Annotated in this window: 21 protein-coding genes; 13 read left to right on the top strand and 8 right to left on the bottom strand. The window is 51.4% G+C overall.

Annotation, left to right across the window (positions count from 1 at the left end; genetic code table 11):
• Positions 1–2: 2 nt before the first annotated feature.
• From rplD to C2M17_RS05920, 10 genes are all read left to right on the top strand, one after another.
• A complete protein-coding gene (gene rplD / locus C2M17_RS05965; protein WP_105189381.1) occupies positions 3–608 on the top strand; it encodes a 50S ribosomal protein L4 in 606 nt (201 codons plus the stop codon).
• On the top strand, positions 605–907 hold the full coding sequence (gene rplW, locus C2M17_RS05960) for a 50S ribosomal protein L23 (RefSeq protein ID WP_105199951.1): 303 nt from the start codon (positions 605–607) through the stop codon (positions 905–907). The genes rplD and rplW overlap by 4 nt, the downstream gene beginning before the upstream one ends.
• Positions 908–924: 17 nt before the next feature.
• The gene (rplB, locus tag C2M17_RS05955; protein ID WP_105189379.1) at positions 925–1,749 is read left to right on the top strand and encodes a 50S ribosomal protein L2; all 825 of its coding nucleotides are present in this window, start codon (positions 925–927) and stop codon (positions 1,747–1,749) included.
• Between the two features lie 16 nt (positions 1,750–1,765).
• Positions 1,766–2,044: a 30S ribosomal protein S19 gene (rpsS, locus tag C2M17_RS05950; protein WP_010367084.1), complete on the top strand. Its 279-nt coding sequence runs from the start codon at positions 1,766–1,768 to the stop codon at positions 2,042–2,044.
• A 12-nt stretch (positions 2,045–2,056) separates the two neighbouring features.
• Positions 2,057–2,389, top strand: coding sequence for a 50S ribosomal protein L22 (gene rplV, locus C2M17_RS05945; RefSeq protein ID WP_105189398.1), 333 nt, complete (start codon positions 2,057–2,059; stop codon positions 2,387–2,389).
• Between the two features lie 12 nt (positions 2,390–2,401).
• A complete protein-coding gene (rpsC, locus tag C2M17_RS05940) occupies positions 2,402–3,103 on the top strand; it encodes a 30S ribosomal protein S3 (protein ID WP_105199950.1) in 702 nt (233 codons plus the stop codon).
• Between the two features lie 12 nt (positions 3,104–3,115).
• Positions 3,116–3,529 (top strand): 50S ribosomal protein L16, encoded by a 414-nt coding sequence (gene rplP, locus C2M17_RS05935; protein WP_105199949.1) that lies wholly within the window; start codon positions 3,116–3,118, stop codon positions 3,527–3,529.
• Positions 3,529–3,720, top strand: coding sequence for a 50S ribosomal protein L29 (rpmC, locus tag C2M17_RS05930; protein ID WP_105189377.1), 192 nt, complete (start codon positions 3,529–3,531; stop codon positions 3,718–3,720). The genes rplP and rpmC overlap by 1 nt, the downstream gene beginning before the upstream one ends.
• Positions 3,720–3,977, top strand: coding sequence for a 30S ribosomal protein S17 (rpsQ, locus tag C2M17_RS05925; RefSeq protein ID WP_105199948.1), 258 nt, complete (start codon positions 3,720–3,722; stop codon positions 3,975–3,977). Before rpmC ends, rpsQ begins: the two co-directional genes overlap by 1 nt.
• 118 nt (positions 3,978–4,095) lie before the next feature.
• Positions 4,096–4,689 (top strand): hypothetical protein, encoded by a 594-nt coding sequence (locus C2M17_RS05920; protein ID WP_105199947.1) that lies wholly within the window; start codon positions 4,096–4,098, stop codon positions 4,687–4,689.
• Between the two features lie 39 nt (positions 4,690–4,728).
• Here the strand turns inward: C2M17_RS05920 and acnA are convergent, their stop codons facing one another.
• Together acnA and C2M17_RS05910 are read right to left on the bottom strand one after the other, a co-directional pair.
• The gene (gene acnA, locus C2M17_RS05915; protein WP_105199946.1) at positions 4,729–7,470 is read right to left on the bottom strand and encodes an aconitate hydratase AcnA; all 2,742 of its coding nucleotides are present in this window, start codon (positions 7,468–7,470) and stop codon (positions 4,729–4,731) included.
• A gap of 163 nt (positions 7,471–7,633) precedes the next feature.
• Positions 7,634–8,026 carry an RNA-binding S4 domain-containing protein gene (locus tag C2M17_RS05910; protein ID WP_105199964.1) on the bottom strand — a complete coding sequence of 131 codons (393 nt, stop codon included), beginning with the start codon at positions 8,024–8,026 and terminating at the stop codon, positions 7,634–7,636.
• A gap of 180 nt (positions 8,027–8,206) precedes the next feature.
• Between C2M17_RS05910 and C2M17_RS05905 the strand changes: the two genes are divergently transcribed.
• Entirely contained in the window at positions 8,207–8,506 is a 300-nt protein-coding gene (locus C2M17_RS05905; RefSeq protein WP_105199945.1) for a hypothetical protein, read from the top strand.
• A 68-nt stretch (positions 8,507–8,574) separates the two neighbouring features.
• On the opposite strand, the gene cysQ is transcribed toward C2M17_RS05905, so the two are convergent.
• Genes cysQ through cysG form a run of 6 tightly spaced genes read right to left on the bottom strand, consistent with a single transcriptional unit; the run spans position 8,575 to position 15,469 of the window.
• Positions 8,575–9,345, bottom strand: a complete 771-nt coding sequence (cysQ, locus tag C2M17_RS05900; protein ID WP_105199944.1) for a 3'(2'),5'-bisphosphate nucleotidase CysQ — start codon at positions 9,343–9,345, stop codon at positions 8,575–8,577.
• 3 nt (positions 9,346–9,348) lie between these two features.
• The gene (gene cysC, locus C2M17_RS05895; RefSeq protein ID WP_105199943.1) at positions 9,349–9,945 is read right to left on the bottom strand and encodes an adenylyl-sulfate kinase; all 597 of its coding nucleotides are present in this window, start codon (positions 9,943–9,945) and stop codon (positions 9,349–9,351) included.
• A 15-nt stretch (positions 9,946–9,960) separates the two neighbouring features.
• A complete protein-coding gene (locus C2M17_RS05890) occupies positions 9,961–11,679 on the bottom strand; it encodes an SLC13 family permease (RefSeq protein ID WP_105199942.1) in 1,719 nt (572 codons plus the stop codon).
• 3 nt (positions 11,680–11,682) lie between these two features.
• Entirely contained in the window at positions 11,683–13,104 is a 1,422-nt protein-coding gene (gene cysN, locus C2M17_RS05885; protein ID WP_105199941.1) for a sulfate adenylyltransferase subunit CysN, read from the bottom strand.
• Positions 13,104–14,003 carry a sulfate adenylyltransferase subunit CysD gene (gene cysD, locus C2M17_RS05880; protein ID WP_105199940.1) on the bottom strand — a complete coding sequence of 300 codons (900 nt, stop codon included), beginning with the start codon at positions 14,001–14,003 and terminating at the stop codon, positions 13,104–13,106. Before cysD ends, cysN begins: the two co-directional genes overlap by 1 nt.
• A gap of 44 nt (positions 14,004–14,047) precedes the next feature.
• The gene (gene cysG / locus C2M17_RS05875; protein WP_105199939.1) at positions 14,048–15,469 is read right to left on the bottom strand and encodes a siroheme synthase CysG; all 1,422 of its coding nucleotides are present in this window, start codon (positions 15,467–15,469) and stop codon (positions 14,048–14,050) included.
• Positions 15,470–15,728: 259 nt separating this feature from the next.
• On the opposite strand from cysG, the gene deoC reads away from it, so the two are divergent.
• Both deoC and C2M17_RS05865 read left to right on the top strand, forming a co-directional pair.
• Positions 15,729–16,460 (top strand): deoxyribose-phosphate aldolase, encoded by a 732-nt coding sequence (gene deoC, locus C2M17_RS05870; RefSeq protein ID WP_105199938.1) that lies wholly within the window; start codon positions 15,729–15,731, stop codon positions 16,458–16,460.
• Entirely contained in the window at positions 16,457–16,963 is a 507-nt protein-coding gene (locus C2M17_RS05865; RefSeq protein WP_105199937.1) for a hypothetical protein, read from the top strand. Before deoC ends, C2M17_RS05865 begins: the two co-directional genes overlap by 4 nt.
• The last annotated feature ends 34 nt before the right edge of the window (positions 16,964–16,997 follow it).

The raw sequence follows: 16,997 nt of genomic DNA, 5'->3' as shown, positions 1-16,997 counted from the left end.
TGATGGAATTAGCAATTAAAGACGCGTCAGGCGCTCTTGAAGTTTCCGAAGCTACTTTTGGACGTGAGTTTAACGAAGCATTAGTACACCAAGTAGTTGTTGCTTACGCAGCAGGTGCTCGTCAAGGTACTAAAGCTCAGAAGACACGTTCTGAAGTAAGCGGTGGCGGTAAGAAGCCATGGCGTCAAAAAGGTACTGGCCGTGCACGTGCTGGTACAATCCGTAGCCCAATCTGGCGCAGCGGTGGTGTGACTTTTGCAGCTAAGCCGCAAGATCACAGCCAAAAAGTAAACCGTAAGATGTATCGCGGTGCGATCAAGAGCATCTTATCTGAGCTTGTTCGTCAAGAGCGTTTAGTTGTAGTTGAGAACTTCGGTATCGAAGCTCCTAAGACTAAAGCCCTTGTAGCTAAGCTTAAAGAGCTTGAGCTTAAAGACGTACTAATCGTGACTGAAGAAGTAGAAGAGAATCTATTCCTTGCAGCACGTAACCTATACAAGGTTGACGTACGTGACGTAGCTGGCATCGACCCAGTAAGCCTAATCGCTTTCGATAAGGTTGTTATGACTAAGGGTGCTGTAAAGCAACTTGAGGAGGCGCTAGCATGATCCGTGAAGAACGTCTTTTAAAAGTAATCCTTGCTCCACATATCTCTGAGAAGAGCACTGTATCTGCTGAAGATAACAACACGATTGTTTTCAAAGTACTAAAAGATGCAACTAAAGCTGACGTTAAAGCAGCTGTAGAAAAGCTTTTCGAAGTAGAAGTAACTGGTGTTCGCACACTTAATGTTAAGGGTAAAACAAAGCGTACTGGTATGCGTTTCGGTCGTCGTAGCGACTGGAAGAAAGCCTACGTTACTCTTAAAGAAGGTAGCGAGCTAGACTTTGTCGGCGGCGCCGAGTAATAAGGGGAGTTAGAATTATGGCACTTCAAAAGTGTAAACCAACTTCTGCGGGTCGTCGTCACGTCGTTAAAGTGGTTAACCCTGATCTACACAAGGGTAAGCCATACGCTCCGCTTCTAGAGAAGAACTCTAAGACCGGTGGTCGTAACAACAAAGGTCGTATCACGGTTCGTCATATCGGTGGTGGTCACAAGCATCATTACCGTGTAATTGACTTTAAACGCACTAAAGATGGCATTCCAGCTAAAGTAGAGCGTCTAGAGTATGATCCAAACCGTAGCGCGAACATCGCCTTGGTTTGTTATGCCGACGGTGAGCGTCGTTACATCATCGCTCCTAAGGGTCTTAAAGCAGGTGATCAAATCCAGTCTGGTGTTGATGCACCAATCAAAGCTGGTAACACCTTACCTATGCGCAACATGCCTGTAGGTTCGACTGTACACAACGTAGAGCTTAAGCCTGGCAAAGGTGCACAGATTGCACGTTCTGCAGGCGCTTACGTACAAATCCTAGCACGTGAAGGTCAATACGTGACTCTACGTCTTCGTTCAGGCGAAGTTCGTAAAGTACTAGCTGACTGTCGCGCAACGCTAGGTGAAGTAGGTAATGCTGAGCACATGCTACGTTCACTTGGTAAAGCCGGTGCAAACCGCTGGCGTGGTATCCGTCCGACCGTTCGTGGTGTTGCCATGAACCCGGTAGATCACCCGCACGGTGGTGGTGAAGGTCGTACTTCTGGTGGTCGTCACCCTGTATCTCCATGGGGCGTACCTACCAAAGGTTACAAGACTCGTAAGAACAAGCGTACTGATAAGTTTATCGTACGTCGTCGTACTAAATAATAGTTGAGGAATAGCCATGCCACGTTCTCTCAAGAAAGGTCCATTTATTGACCTGCACTTGCTGAAGAAGGTAGAGAAAGCGTTGGAAAGCGGTGACAAGAAGCCAATTAAAACTTGGAGCCGTCGTTCAATGATCATACCTAACATGATCGGATTGACCATCGCTGTCCATAATGGTCGTCAGCACGTTCCTGTGTTTGTCACAGACGAAATGATCGGTCACAAACTGGGTGAATTCGCACCTACACGTACTTATCGCGGCCACGCTGCTGATAAGAAAGCTAAGAAACGTTAATCGGAGGTTATGATGGAAGCATTAGCTAAACACAAATTCGCCTCTGGTTCGGCGCAAAAAGCACGTCTAGTTGCAGACCAAATCCGTGGACTACCGGTAGATCGCGCCCTAGAAATCCTGGCGTACAGCCCTAAGAAAGCGGCTGCATTAGTTAAGAAAGTACTTGAGTCTGCTATCGCGAACGCGGAGCACAACGAAGGTGCTGACATTGATGAGCTTGTAGTAGCGAAAGTATTTGTAGACGAAGGTCCTACAATGAAACGCATCATGCCTCGTGCTAAAGGACGCGCTGACCGCATCCTTAAGCGTACAAGCCACATCACTGTTGTGGTTTCGGATAACTAGGAGATATAAGTAATGGGACAAAAAGTTCATCCTACTGGTATTCGCCTAGGTATCTCTAAACCATGGGTTTCTACCTGGTACGCGAATACAAAAGATTACTCTGAGCAGCTTTTTGGCGATCACAAAGTACGTTCTTACCTTACTAAGGAACTTAAGAACGCTTCTGTGGCTAAAATCGTTATCGAGCGCCCAGCTAAATCTATCCGTGTAACAATTCACACAGCTCGTCCTGGTGTTGTTATCGGTAAGAAAGGCGAAGACGTTGAAAAGCTACGTCAAGCTGTAACTAAAATCGCTGGTGTACCGGCTCAGATCAATATTTCTGAAGTTCGTAAGCCAGAGCTTGATGCACAACTAGTAGCTGACGGTATTGCGTCACAGCTAGAGCGTCGTGTTATGTTCCGTCGCGCTATGAAGCGTTCGGTACAAAACGCAATGCGCTTAGGTGCAAAGGGTATCAAAGTTGAAGTAAGCGGTCGTCTAGGCGGCGCAGAAATCGCACGTTCTGAGTGGTACCGTGAAGGTCGTGTACCTCTACACACTCTTCGTGCTGATATCGATTACGCAACTTCTGAAGCTGCAACCACTTACGGCATTATCGGTGTTAAAGTATGGATCTTCAAAGGCGAAGTTATTGGTGGTCTTCCACTAGTACAAGAGCAAGAGAAGCCTGCTAAACGTGGCCCGAAGAAAGCCAAGAAAAGTGCTAAGTAGGAGTAGCGAATAATGTTACAGCCAAAACGTACAAAATTCCGTAAGATGCACAAAGGCCGCAACCGTGGTCTTGCGCAAAACGGTAACAAAGTAAGCTTCGGTACTTTCGGTCTTAAGGCTACTGGTCGTGGCCGTATGACTGCTCGTCAAATCGAAGCAGCTCGTCGTGCTATGACACGTCACATCAAGCGTCAAGGTAAAATCTGGATCCGTGTATTCCCAGACAAGCCAATCACAAACAAACCGCTTGAAGTTCGTATGGGTAAAGGTAAAGGTTCTGTTGAATACTGGGTTGCTGAAATTCAGCCTGGTAAAGTACTTTACGAAATGGAAGGTGTTTCAGAAGAGCTTGCTCGTGAAGCATTCAACCTAGCGTCTCGTAAATTACCATTCAAAACCACTTTTGTAACTCGGACGGTGATGTAATGAAAGCTAGCGAACTTAAAGACAAAAGCGTAGAAGAGCTTAACGCTGAACTTATTGAACTTCTTCGTGAGCAGTTTAACCTGCGCATGCAAGCAAGCACTGGTCAGCTAGCTCAATCTCATTTGCTACGTAAAGTACGTCGCGATATCGCGCGTGTTAAAACGGTTATTAACCAGAAGGCAGGTGCATAATGAGCGATAAGATCCGTACTCTACAAGGCCGTGTAATCAGCGACAAGATGGACAAGTCTTTCACTGTTGCTGTAGCCCGTTACGTGAAGCACCCTATCTATGGGAAATTCATCAAACGTACTACTAAGTTGCACGTACATGATGAGAACAACACTGCCATGACTGGCGACACAGTTACTATCCGTGAGTGTGCGCCTATCTCTAAGACTAAGTCTTGGACTTTGGTAGATGTTATCGAGCGTCCGAAGAAAGCTTAATTTTTAATTAAGTTTATTTGGACCAAAAAAGCCCTGGCATCTGCCGGGGCTTTTTGTCATCTGCACTTCATAAACTTGCTCTAGGATGCGCCCTCTATGGATGCAATGCGAGTAAGTCATGCCTGAGAACAAAGAGCCGATTTTGATCATTGGCAATGCGCCTATCACCGCAGACATCCGTGCCGAGGTGGACTCTTATACCCGGGTAGTGCGTTTTAACTTTTGTGCCGGCATGCCTCAGCATCTTGGCCGCAAATGCACCGATCTCTGGCTCAGTGGCCGTGGTCGCCAAGCCCATAAACTAGCGCATTCACACTTGGATATAGATCCTCAGCAACTGCTTAGCCTAGTGATCACAGACCCACCCCCTAACCCAGTTACACAGACGTGCTTCCGTCTCCTTGGTCGCCAAGGCAGCTTGGATCATGGTGAAGCGCTGATGGCTAAGTTTGCCCCTGCGCACTCAAAAAAAAGAATAACGGCGGCGGTAAGGCAGCAGTTATTAGCCGAGTTGTTGCGTTTAGGGCAGCCCGAGTGCAAACCCAAATGGCCCAGCTCAGGCACTCAGGCCATAGCGCATTTTGTCGCAGCTGGAACGCCGGTGCATATTATCGGTTTTGGTTTCCAAGGCTGGAAACGCCACCCCTGGCGATTGGAACGGCGTTATGTGGCCAAGCTACAAGAGCAGGGTAAGCTGAGCTATTTGTGTTAATGGAATAAAAAAGCCGTGCTAGGCACGGCTTAATCTGACTTAGGAGCGCAGCATTTGCCTCAGCACATACTGCAAAATGCCGCCGTGCTTGTAATACTCCCATTCTTTCGGGGTATCGATACGCACATCGACCCTAAACTTGGTTTGCTGTCCGTCCTCGTTGGTAGCGACAATTTCCAGCTCCTTGGCTTTATCGCACAGGCCATTAATATCAAAGGTTTCCTTGCCGGTTAACCCGAGCTCTTCATGGCCTTCACCCGCTTTAAACTGCAGGGGCAGTACCCCCATGCCAATAAGGTTTGAGCGGTGGATACGCTCATAGCTTTTGGCGATCACCGCTTTGATACCAAGCAATAGCGAGCCCTTGGCCGCCCAGTCCCGCGAAGAGCCAGTGCCATATTCGGCCCCGGCCAACACCACCAAAGGCGTGTCCGTTTGCTGGTACTGCATGGCCGCATCATAAATGCTGGCAAGCTTATCTTCTGGCTGGGTTCTGGTTATGCCTCCTTCGGTGCCCGGTGCGAGTTGGTTACGCAGGCGCACATTGGCGAAGGTGCCGCGCATCATCACCTCATGGTTACCTCGGCGTGAGCCATAGGAGTTAAAGTCTCCTTGTGATACACCATGTTCAAGCAGATACTCTCCCGCAGGAGCATCGGCCTTAATCGCCCCGGCCGGGGAGATATGATCTGTGGTGACAGAGTCGCCCAGTTTCGCCAAACAACGGGCCCCGACTATGCTGGGTAGACCCGGTGGCTCCTTGCTCATGCCATCAAAGAAGGGCGCCTTGCGAATATAGGTGGATGCCTCATCCCATTGATAGCGCTTAGCCTCGGGCACAGCGATAGTGCGCCAGCGCTCATCGCCCTTGTAAACGTCGGCATAGCTTTTCGCAAACATCTCCTTGGTGACCGTGGACTTCACCAGCTCCGCCACCTCGCTCACCGAGGGCCAGAGATCTTTAAGGTAAACATCGCGGCCTTGCTCGTCTTGCGTCAGTGGCTCGTTATACACATCGATATCGGTGCGCCCGGCAATGGCATAGGCGACCACCAGAGGCGGCGAGGCGAGGAAGTTCATCTTCACATCCTGATGAATGCGCCCCTCAAAGTTGCGGTTGCCGGAGAGAATCGAGCTGACGATCAATTTATGATCAATGATGGCCTGGTGAATTTCATCGGCGAGTGGCCCGGAATTACCAATACAGGTGGTGCAGCCATAGCCGACCAGGTTAAAGCCCAATGCTTCTAAGTCATCCATAAGCCCGGCTTTTTTTAAGTAGTCGGTGACCACTTGTGAGCCCGGCGCCAGGGAGGTTTTTACCCAGGGCTTCACATTCAGTCCCAGCTCCTTGGCTTTTTTAGCAACCAGTCCAGCGGCGAGGATCACACTGGGGTTCGAGGTATTGGTGCAACTGGTGATGGCGGCGATGACACAGGCGCCGTCGCTAAGCTCAAACTCCTCACCGTTAAACTTAACCTTGGCAATGCCGCAGGTATTTGCTGCGGTTTTGGATTGTCTTGGCTGCCCACCCTCGGAAACAATGCGGGCTTCATCTTCCATTCCCAGGACATTTCTCTCGGCTCGCTCATCTTCAAAGTGACGTAAATGTGCGCTAATGATCTTGCCGGCTTCATCAAGCGGGATACGATCCTGCGGTCGTTTTGGTCCCGCCAGGCTCGGTACTACTGTACCTAAATCCAGTTCTACGGTGTCGCTGTAAAGGAATTCGTCGCCGGCCTCACGCCACATTCCCTGATGCTTGGCATATGCCTCAATTAGGGCTATTTGCTCGTCACTGCGATTGGTGAGTTTAAGATACTCAATAGTTTCCTGGTCGATGGGGAAGATGCCGCAGGTGGCACCGTATTCCGGGGCCATATTGGCTATGGTGGCTCTGTCAGCCAACGGCAAGTCGGCCAGGCCATCGCCATAGAATTCCACAAACTTGCCGACCACGCCTTTTTCGCGCAGCATTTGTGTCACGGTTAATACCAGATCCGTGGCCGTGGTGCCCTCTGGCAGTGCGCCCTTGAGTTTAAAGCCGACTACCTGGGGGATCAGTAAGCTGATGGGTTGGCCGAGCATGGCGGCCTCGGCCTCAATGCCGCCCACACCCCAGCCAAGAATGCCCAGGCCATTGATCATTGTGGTGTGCGAGTCGGTACCGACCAGGCTGTCCGGGTAGGCGAAGGTGTGTCCCTGCTCCTCATTTTCAAACACTACCCGGGCCAGGTACTCCAGGTTTACCTGATGCACTATGCCAGTGGCCGGAGGCACTACGGTGAGGTTATCAAAGGCCGTTTGCCCCCAGCGTAAAAATTCGTAGCGTTCCTTATTGCGCTGGTATTCCAGTTTGGCATTGATATCGAAGGCGCCGTTGTTGCCATAGCTGTCGACCTGCACCGAGTGATCGATCACCAGCTCCGCCGGTGACAGGGGATTGATCTTGCTGGGGTCGCCACCGAGTTGCTCCATGGCATCACGCATCGCGGCTAAATCTACAATAGCGGGCACCCCGGTGAAGTCCTGCATCACCACCCGTGCCGGCGTAAAGGCCACCTCTTTACTCGGCTCGGCTTGTGGTTGCCAATCAAGTAAGGCCTGAATATCGTCTTTGTGGATGTTCTCGCCATCTTCGTGGCGCAGCAGGTTTTCCAGTAAAATCTTTAACGAGAATGGCAGGCGCTTGGCTTTATCGCCTAAGCTTGCTAACGAGTGAATATGATATTGCTTGGCGTTGACGGTAAGCTGTGCAAGCGTGTTAAAGCTGTTCTTCATTCAATACCCCTTTTGCTCTTGGCGCATGACACAATCGCACAGTGCGATTATTTGATGCGTAAAGTTCCTTGCGGCTGAATTTTAGCCACATTTAAGAGCTTGGGGATATTTGCGTGTTTTTCAACCTGTCAGGGCAGGAAACTTTGTAACTCGCCCTGCGAACTTACCCGAATGAAATGGGCTTACGGCCGGTGTTTTCGTCGCGGTTAGAGGTTTTCTTCTTGGCTTTTTTGGCTGCAGCGGGTTTCGCTGCTTGCTTCGCAGCTGCCGCTTGCTTTGCCTTGGGAGCTTTTGGCGCAGGGGCTTTGTGTTGCTCGCGCTGCACCATATTTTCCGCAGCGCTCATTAAAAAGGTGTCGCCGTCGAAGTGCACCGTATCACCGGCATAGATTTTTTTTCGCTTTTGCGTGCAAAACTCGCCGTTAACGCCCACATAACCGTCGGCGATCAATAACTTGGCATGGCCACCGCCCTCTGCGAGGTCGAGCACCTTAAGTAGCTTACAAAGCTCTATGGGTTCTTCTTCAAGTTCAACTTCAATAATATCGTCGTGCATGCTGTTCGGGCGCTTGTTGCCTAGTTGGTGGCCATTATACCCCAAGCCTGGCGGCAAGCATCGCAAAAAGACAAAACTTTTGTCGCCGCCTGTAGTCCAATTCATAAATTTGTCATACAAAAGCCTACAATAGGGGCCTGGTCGTGATGAGCGGCCAGCCAAGATCTATAGGAGAATAAGATGGGTGCAAGACAAGCGGTTTTTGAGGAATTTTTAGGCCATAAATATGCACATCATTGCAGTGCCGAGCAGGTGCGTACGGCCATTACCGACGCTATTAAGCTCTCAGGTGCGCATGGCGAGCAATACTTTGCACTGCTATCGCGCTTTAACGATAACCATAACCGTATTCTCTATCAGGGTCGCAGCGCCGAGCCCTTCTTGGAGTTTTGCCAGCATAAGCTGTTTAAAGAAATCACCTATGACAAGACCAGCGTCCGAGCCTGGGCCCAAGGTCGTGGCCTTGAACTGAGCCTGTGAAGGTTATTCTGAAAAAAAAAGCAGCCTAGGCTGCTTTTTTTAACTTTCAATTCGACGTAGCGGGCTGCTTAGGATTGCAGGGCACTGACAATAAAGAAAGGATTGAGATAGCTTTCTTTTTGATTGTATTTAAGAGGCGCTCCGTCAACCGTAGTCACAGTGGCACCGGCGATGACGGCCACCGCATGTCCGGCACCTGTATCCCACTCTGACGTCGGTCCTAAACGCGGGTAAATATCGGCGGCGCCTTCGGCTACCAAGCACAGCTTCAGCGAGCTGCCTTTGGGTACCATATCCACTTCGTCAAACTGCTTTAGGAAGTTGGCCAGTTGCTCGGACGGGTGTGAGCGACTGCCGACCACGCGGATCACGCCCTTATTTTCCTTCTTAGTCACCTTCAGCTCGATGCGCGCTTCGCCAACCTGCTTAAAGGCACCTATATCCTGGGTGGCCAGATAGGTGACTCCGAGCGCCGGGGCATCGACCACGCCCAGTACTGGCTCGCCGTTTTCAATCAGGGCGATATTAATGGTGAATTCACCGTTTTTCTTAATAAATTCCTTGGTGCCGTCAATGGGGTCGACCAGCCAGTAACGTTGCCATTGCTGTCGCTCCTGCCAGCTAATGGCGGCGCTCTCTTCACTCAGCACTGGCAGCTTAGGCGTGATTTTCTCCAGCCCAGCAAGGATCACCTTGTGAGCGGCCAAGTCGGCATCGGTGACCGGGCTTTTATCGTCTTTATACTCGACGTTAAAGTCCTTGTTATAGATGCGCATGGCCGCTTGTCCGGCGTCTTGCGCCAGTTGCACAACTTGTTCTAGCAGTTCTGGAGAAGTCATTGGCTATCCTATTATGTTTTTGCCGCGCAAATAGGCGATAAGTTGCGCCACGCAGCCGTCTATATCCTGTGTTGAAGTATCCAGGGTGAGCTCTGGGTTACGCGGCACCTCATAGTCAGAGTCAATGCCGGTAAAATGAGCGATTTCACCTGCCCGCGCTTTCTTATACAAGCCCTTCGGGTCGCGCTGTTCGCAGGTGGCCAAAGGTGTATCTAAATACACTTCGATAAACTCGGCTTCACCCACCAGATTACGTACCATATCTCTTTCTTCCTGAAATGGGGAAATAAACGCGGTGAGTACAATTAATCCGGCATCGACCATAAGCTTAGCGGTTTCACCGACGCGGCGAATATTTTCTTTACGATCGGCGTCGCTAAAGCCGAGATCGCCACAGAGGCCGTGGCGGACATTATCGCCATCAAGCAAATAGGTGTGCTGGCCCAACTCATGCAGCTTGGCTTCCAGGGCGCCGGCTATGGTGCTTTTGCCCGAGCCGGAAAAGCCGGTAAACCACAGAATGCAGCTTTTATGGCCATTTTGTTCTTGTCTTTTTTGCTTATCGACACCGTGTTGGTGCCACACTATGTTTTCATCCATTCTCAGGTCTCGATCTTAAAACTCAAATACATAACCAATCAGTGACAGTACCACGGCGGCATAGGCCAAAGACATTATCACACCTAGGCGGGCAAAGTCGGCAAAGCGATACTGGCCGGCGTTCATCACTATCATATTGGTTTGGTAGCTATATGGGCTGATAAAGGCGGCGCTGGCGCCATAGGCCACCGTCATGGCGAAAGGCATCAGGCTTACCTCTAAGGAGCTGGCCAGGCCATAGGCGAGCGGGAACATCAGCGCGGCGGCGGCATTATTGGTGATCAACTCGGTCAGTAGCACGGTCAGCACATACACCAGTACCAGGGCCATAAAGGGGGTGAGCCCCTGATGCTCTCCCAGCCAGTGTTGCAAAGCCAGTTCGGCGCCGGAGCCGCTAAAGGCATTGGCCAGGCCCAGGGCCGAGGCGATAATGATCACCAGCTCAAAGGGAAAACGACGTTTTAATTCCTGGCCGTCGAGCACCTTGGTGGCCAACAGCAGGGCGACAAACACCAATAAGCCCTGTACCAGGGGCACTAAGGCGGTGGCGGCCAGGGCAATGACAGCGGCAAAGCCACCGAGCAGGGCGAATTCGCTAACGCGATTATAGGCCTTGGCGACACTGTGCTCGCTGACAAAGTAAAAGTTCTTATCCAGGTTGTTGCGGTTTTGAAAGTCGCGGCCCACCGCCAGCATCAGCCGGTCGCCGGGACGTATGGCAACCTCGCCCAGCTTGCCAGAGAGGCGTCCACGGTTGCGGTGGATCGCTACCACGGCGGCATCGAATTTGGCGCGAAAACCCACGTCCTTTAAGGTCTGGCCCACCAGGGTCGAGGTATGGGTGACTATGACTTCTTGCAGGTTTGAGCTCAGTAAACCATTGCTGTCGGCGAACAGGGTGATCCCGGGAATGCGCTGCAGGGCGGTCACGCTCTGCACATTGCCGGTAAAAATCAGTTTGTCGCCGGCGCGTACCTTGTTTTGTGGGCGAACCGGGCTGATCAAACGCTTTTCTCGGACTATTTCCACTAAGAAGAGGTCGTCCAAATCGCGCAGACCATTTTTTTCTATGCTTTTGCCAATCAGGGGGGAGTCCGTATTGACCTTGGCTTCAAGCAGGTACTCCTTGTGTTCGCCTTCAACCCTGGGGTAGTCGGGCAGCAGCTTATGGCAAAAGATCAGCAAGAGGACGCCCACCAGAGTGACGGCCAGGCCTATGGGCAAAAAGCTAAACATGGCCAGGCTCAGGTCATCGTATTGCTGGGTAAAGCTGTTAACTATCAGGTTAGTCGAGGTACCGACCAAGGTGGTGGTGCCCCCTAAAATGGCCGCATACGACAGTGGGATCAACAACTTAGAAGGTGCATGATGCTTATTGCGGGTCAGTGGCCCAACTAAAGAGGCGACCACGGCGGTATTATTTAAAAACGCCGATGCCGCTGCCGTCAGCGTACTTACCTTGATAATGCTTAATTTCAAGGAAGGGTCGACGATGCGCTTGGCCAAAATCTGCAACAAGGAGGTACGCTCCAGGGCGATGGAGACCAGCATCAACAACACCAGGCTCACCAGCCCGGTGTTGGTAAAGTTGCCCAGCAGGGTTGGGGTATCCACATACCCTAGGGTATAGCAGCCGAGTAATGCGCTGAAAAACAGGGTCGCCGGGCGCACATGGGTCAAAACCAAGGCGGCAAATAAGGCGGCTATTATCAGCACATAAAAAACGGCATCCATGGCTTAACGCAACTTACTGATGTCTAGTGCTTGCCAATGCGGGAAGTGCTTACGCACCAGGGCATTTAGCTCAACTTCAAAGTCGCTGAACTGACTTGCTTGTTGCTCCTGCGTAGCTGCTAATACCTGCTCAACCATACCCGCACCCACGGTCAGGTTAGACAGGCGGTCGATCAGGATAAAGGCACCTGTTTCGCGGTTATTGCGATACACATCCGCTAGCAAGGGTTCGGTCAAATCCACAGTCACTATGGCAATCTCGTTAAGCTGCAGCTTGTCCGCCTCGCCATGGGCCAAGGTATTTACGTCTATGGTGTGATCTATGCGTGAGATCACCGCCGCCGTTTTCTTGGCACCTAGCTTAAGGTTATAGGTTTTGCCGACAACCAAAGGCTCTTCGTGCATCCATACCAGTTTGGCTTGCAACTGGTTGGTCGCCACCGAAGTGGAAGCGCTCGGTACGATCACATCGCCGCGACTGATATCTATCTCGTCGTTCAAGGTCATGGTGATGGCCTGACCGGCTTCGGCGGTATCTAGATTACCATCGAAGGTGACCAGCTCTTTGATGCTTGAGGTTTTACCCGAAGGCAATACCTTGACCGCATCGCCCACCTTAAATTCGCCCGAGGTAATGGTGCCCTGGAAACCACGGAAATCTAAGTTAGGACGCACCACATACTGCACCGGCAGGCGGGCTTCAAAGCCATTGTTGGTGGCCGCCGCCGGAGAATCTTCCAGCAGCTCGAGTAAGGGTTTGTCGGTGTAGTAGGGGGTATGCTCTGAGCGAGTCACCACGTTGTCGCCTTTAAGCGCCGACATGGGCACAAACTTGATGTCGCTGACATTCAGCTGCTCGGCAAACTTAAGGTAATCGGCCTTGATCTTCTCATACACAGTTTCATCAAAACCGACGATATCCATCTTGTTGATGGCCACCACAAACTGCTCGATACCGAGTGAGTCACAGATAAAGCTGTGGCGCTTGGTTTGCTCCTGAACTCCGTAGCGGGCATCCACCAGGATAATCGCTAAGTCACTGGTCGACGCACCGGTCACCATGTTGCGGGTGTACTGCTCGTGTCCCGGGGTGTCGGCAATAATGAACTTACGCTTGGCGGTGGAGAAATAGCGATAGGCCACGTCTATGGTGATGCCTTGCTCGCGCTCCGCCTGCAGGCCATCGACCAGCAGGGCTAAATCCAGCTCTTCGCCGGCGTTACCGACCTTTTCATTGTCTTTATGCAGTGCCGCCAGTTGATCTTCATAGATCTGGTGGCTATCGTGCAACAAACGGCCGATCAGCGTCGATTTACCGTCGTCAACGCTGCCACAGGTCAACAGGCGCAACAGGCTTTTGTCTTGTTGGCGCGTTAAATAGGCCTCTATGCCTAATTCTTTTACTTCATTGGCAGTTGCTGACATTAGAAATAGCCCTCACGTTTTTTCTTCTCCATGGAACCGGCGGAATCGTGATCGATTACGCGGCCCTCACGCTCCGATGATGTCGACAGCAGCATCTCTTCGATAATGCCGGTCAGGGTATTGGCTTCGGATTCCACCGCGCCGGTAAGCGGGTAGCAACCCAGGGTGCGAAAACGTACCGACTTCAGCTGCGGCTGCTCGCCTTCGTTCAGTGGCATACGCTCATCGTCGACCATGATCAGGGTGCCGTTACGCTCAACCACAGGGCGTGGCTGAGCCAGGTAAAGTGGCACGATTTCGATATTTTCCTGGTAGATGTACTGCCAGATATCCAGCTCGGTCCAGTTCGACAACGGGAACACACGGATGCTTTCGCCCTGGTTCACTTCGCCGTTATAGGTATTCCACAGCTCCGGACGCTGGTTTTTCGGATCCCATCTATGGTGCTTATCGCGGAACGAATAGACGCGCTCCTTGGCGCGGGATTTCTCCTCGTCACGGCGCGCGCCACCGAAGGCTGCATCAAAACCATACTGATTAAGCGCCTGCTTCAGACCCTGGGTCTTCATGATGTCGGTGTGCTTGCTGGAGCCGTGTACGAAGGGGCTGATATTGATTGCCAAACCTTCGGGGTTTTTATGTACCAGCAGGTCAAAGCCGTATTCTTTGGCCATGCGATCACGAAACTCAATCATCTCGCGAAATTTCCAGTCGGTATCTACATGCAACAAGGGGAAGGGGATCTTCGCCGGAAAGAAAGCCTTACGGGCCAAGTGTAATAGCACCGAGGAGTCTTTACCTATGGAGTAAAGCATTACCGGGTTTTCAAATTCAGCCGCGACTTCGCGGATAATTTTGATGCTTTCAGCTTCAAGCTGCTGAAGATGTGTTAAAGCCATAGCTTTGTTCCTGCCTAAACTCTTAATAAATTTGCCATAGGGTGTTATGCCACATCGGTCAGGGGCTGCGCCAGGCTGCTGGTTTGCGCGGTATTGCCAAACCAGGCCAACTGCCGATGTAATGAGGCTACTTCACCTACTATGAGTAAGGCCGGTGACTGAATATTATGTTGAGTCACCAACTCGTCTAACTGTGCCAGGGTGCCCGTAACCACGCGCTGTTCTTTGCGCGTGCCGTTTTCTACTATGGCCACCGGTGTTGCCGGGCTGCGGCCATGGTCAATAAGTTGTGCCTTGATATCCGGAGATTTCATCACCCCCATGTAAATCGCCAGGGTTTGATTAGGCTTAGCAAGGGACTGCCAATCCAGCTCCTGACCCTCTTTTTTACAGTGGCCGGTTACAAACTGAATGCTCTGCGCGTGATCCCTGTGGGTCAGCGGAATACCGGCGTAAGCGCTACAGCCCGCTGCGGCGGTAATGCCTGGGACGATTTGATAGCTGACGCCATGCTCGGCCAGTACCTGCACTTCTTCGCCACCGCGACCATAAATAAAGGGGTCGCCACCCTTAATACGGCAGACTTTTTTGCCTTGCTGCGCCAGCTCTACCAGGATTTCATTGGTGCGCTCTTGCGGCACGCTGTGGTCACCGGCGCGCTTGCCCACACAAATAAGGTCGGCATCGCGGCGTACCAGCTCCATAATTTCGTCGGACACCAGGTAGTCGTAAACCACCACATCGGCCTGCTGCATTAGCTGTAAGGCTTTGAGCGTCAATAATTCCGGGTCGCCAGGGCCGGCGCCAATCACATACACCTCGCCGTTGGGCGCCGGGGTGTCATTCAGCATTTGCTGCAGTTGCGTATAAGCCTGTTCTTCATTGCCTTTTTGCACTTCACTCACCACATTGGAGTCAAACACCTGCTCCCAAAACTGACGGCGGTCGGCAAAGTGGGTAAAGCGCTGCTTGACCTGCGAACGAAAACGACCGACCAGATTGGCCAATGGGCCAATGTGCTGTGGGATCAAGGTCTCAAGTTTTTCCCGCAGACGTCTTGCCAGTACAGGCGCAGTGCCGGCACTTGAAATCGCGATAGTCACCGGGCTGCGGTCAACGATCGATGGGAAAATAAAGCTGCACTTGGGCTGATCATCGACCACATTAACGAAAATGTTCTGTTCATCGGCGGCCGTTTGTACCTGGGCATTGACCGTTTCACTGTCGGTAGCGGCGATCACCAGCATAAAGCCTTTCAGCTGCTCGGCGTTAAATTCGGCGCGAATTAGGGTGATTTTTTGTGCTTGTGCCAAGTTCTCTAGTTGCGTGCAAAATTCAGGCGCGATCAGCGTCAGTTTGGCACCCGCCTTGAGCATGGCCGTTGCCTTACGCAGGGCCACTTCGCCGCCGCCTACGACCAGCACCGGCTTATTATCTAATTTTGTGAATATGGGAAAATATTGCACGCGTTACCACCTGTTCCAAGCAACTAAAAAATAGCGAACCCTAAGATTCGTTAGAGCTGCAAAGCATAATGCCAGCCCCAATGGTTAAAAAATAATTTGTTCCAAGCTTATATAACCAAAAGTTATATGCTGACTTTCGAAATGGCTTAAGCCAATAAAAATAAAGCGTTAACGGAGTTTTATAAAACAGCCGGGAAGGGGATTTAAGAATTCCGTTTGAATGTTAGTATAGGTGTAGCGGAAAAAGGAGGGTGTGGAAATGAGTGCAGCAGATGACGCCTTGCGGGCATTGGCCTGTTTGGATTTTACGCGTTTGGATGAGCGGGATGAGGAGCAAGATATCAAAGCGTTTTTGCAGCAATTGTCGGCGGATAAGCCCTTACCTGCGGCGATTTGCATCTATCCGCAGTGGTTAACCTATGTGCGCGCCTATATGCAGATGCACTTTTCTCAGCCCCCCGCCTTGGCGACCGTGACCAATTTTCCACATGGCGATCAGCCTTTAGATGTGGTGTTACGTGAAACCGAGTTGGCACTGGCCCTGGGCGCCGATGAAATCGATTTGGTCCTGCCCTATAAGCGTTTGCAGGCGGGGGATGAGCAAACGCCCTTGGATTATGTGCGCCGTTCAAAAGAGCTGTGTGCTGGTCGAGCGCGACTTAAGGTGATCATCGAAAGTGGCGAGCTCAGTTTGCCTCAGGTAGCGCAGGCGACCCGCATTGCCATCGCCGGTGGCGCCGATTTTGTCAAAACCAGCACAGGCAAGGTGGTGGTCAATGCCACTTATGAAGCCGTGGCCGTGATGCTGACGGAAATAAAGCAAAGCGGCCAGGATGTAGGGCTTAAGGTTTCCGGCGGTGTCAGAACCCTGGCACAGGCGCAGCAGTATATGGCTTTGGCCGATAAAGTAATGGGCGAGTCCTGGCTGACTCCCGCTCATTTTCGTTTTGGCGCTTCGGCGCTTTTAGAAGACTTGTATCGCGCCTTATGACAGACAGCGAAACAGAAAAATTACAATTAGAGCATGAAGCGGCGCGGCTTTTTTTGCGTGCTTATGAGCGCACCTATCATACGCCGATGCGCCATATCTGGCATAATGAGCCGGCCAAGCCCGACGTCAGCTGTTATATGGACGAAGAGCGTCTGGACATAGAGATCGCCCACCTGTATGCCAATGAACACGAGGCCATGGCGGTGTTGGGGCGGGTGTTGGGTCTGGATATCCAACGCCAACTGGCACAACTGGCTTTGAATCCGAGCTCGGAGCAACTGTCCTTTGCCCTGGGCCGATTGTTAAGTGCCAAAGCCAGCAAAAAATACGACAGTAAGCGAGTATGGCTGCTGATCCGCAATGCCAGCACACTATGGCAAAGAGAGGACTTTATTGCCGTTTTGCGTACTTTACCGGTGCCAAAGACGCATCAGTTTGAGCAAATCTGGTTGTTAAGCGATTGGCGTGGCGAAGAGCAACCTCTGCTGCTATACAAAGATTGAACGGACTAAAAGCGCGCAATTAATTTTATATGTG

Origin of the sequence: Pseudoalteromonas sp. T1lg10 (assembly GCF_002964545.1) — a bacterium.
GTDB lineage: Bacteria > Pseudomonadota > Gammaproteobacteria > Enterobacterales > Alteromonadaceae > Pseudoalteromonas.
The sequence above is the reverse complement of the archived record's forward strand: the minus strand, read 5'-3'. Positions and strand labels throughout refer to the sequence as shown.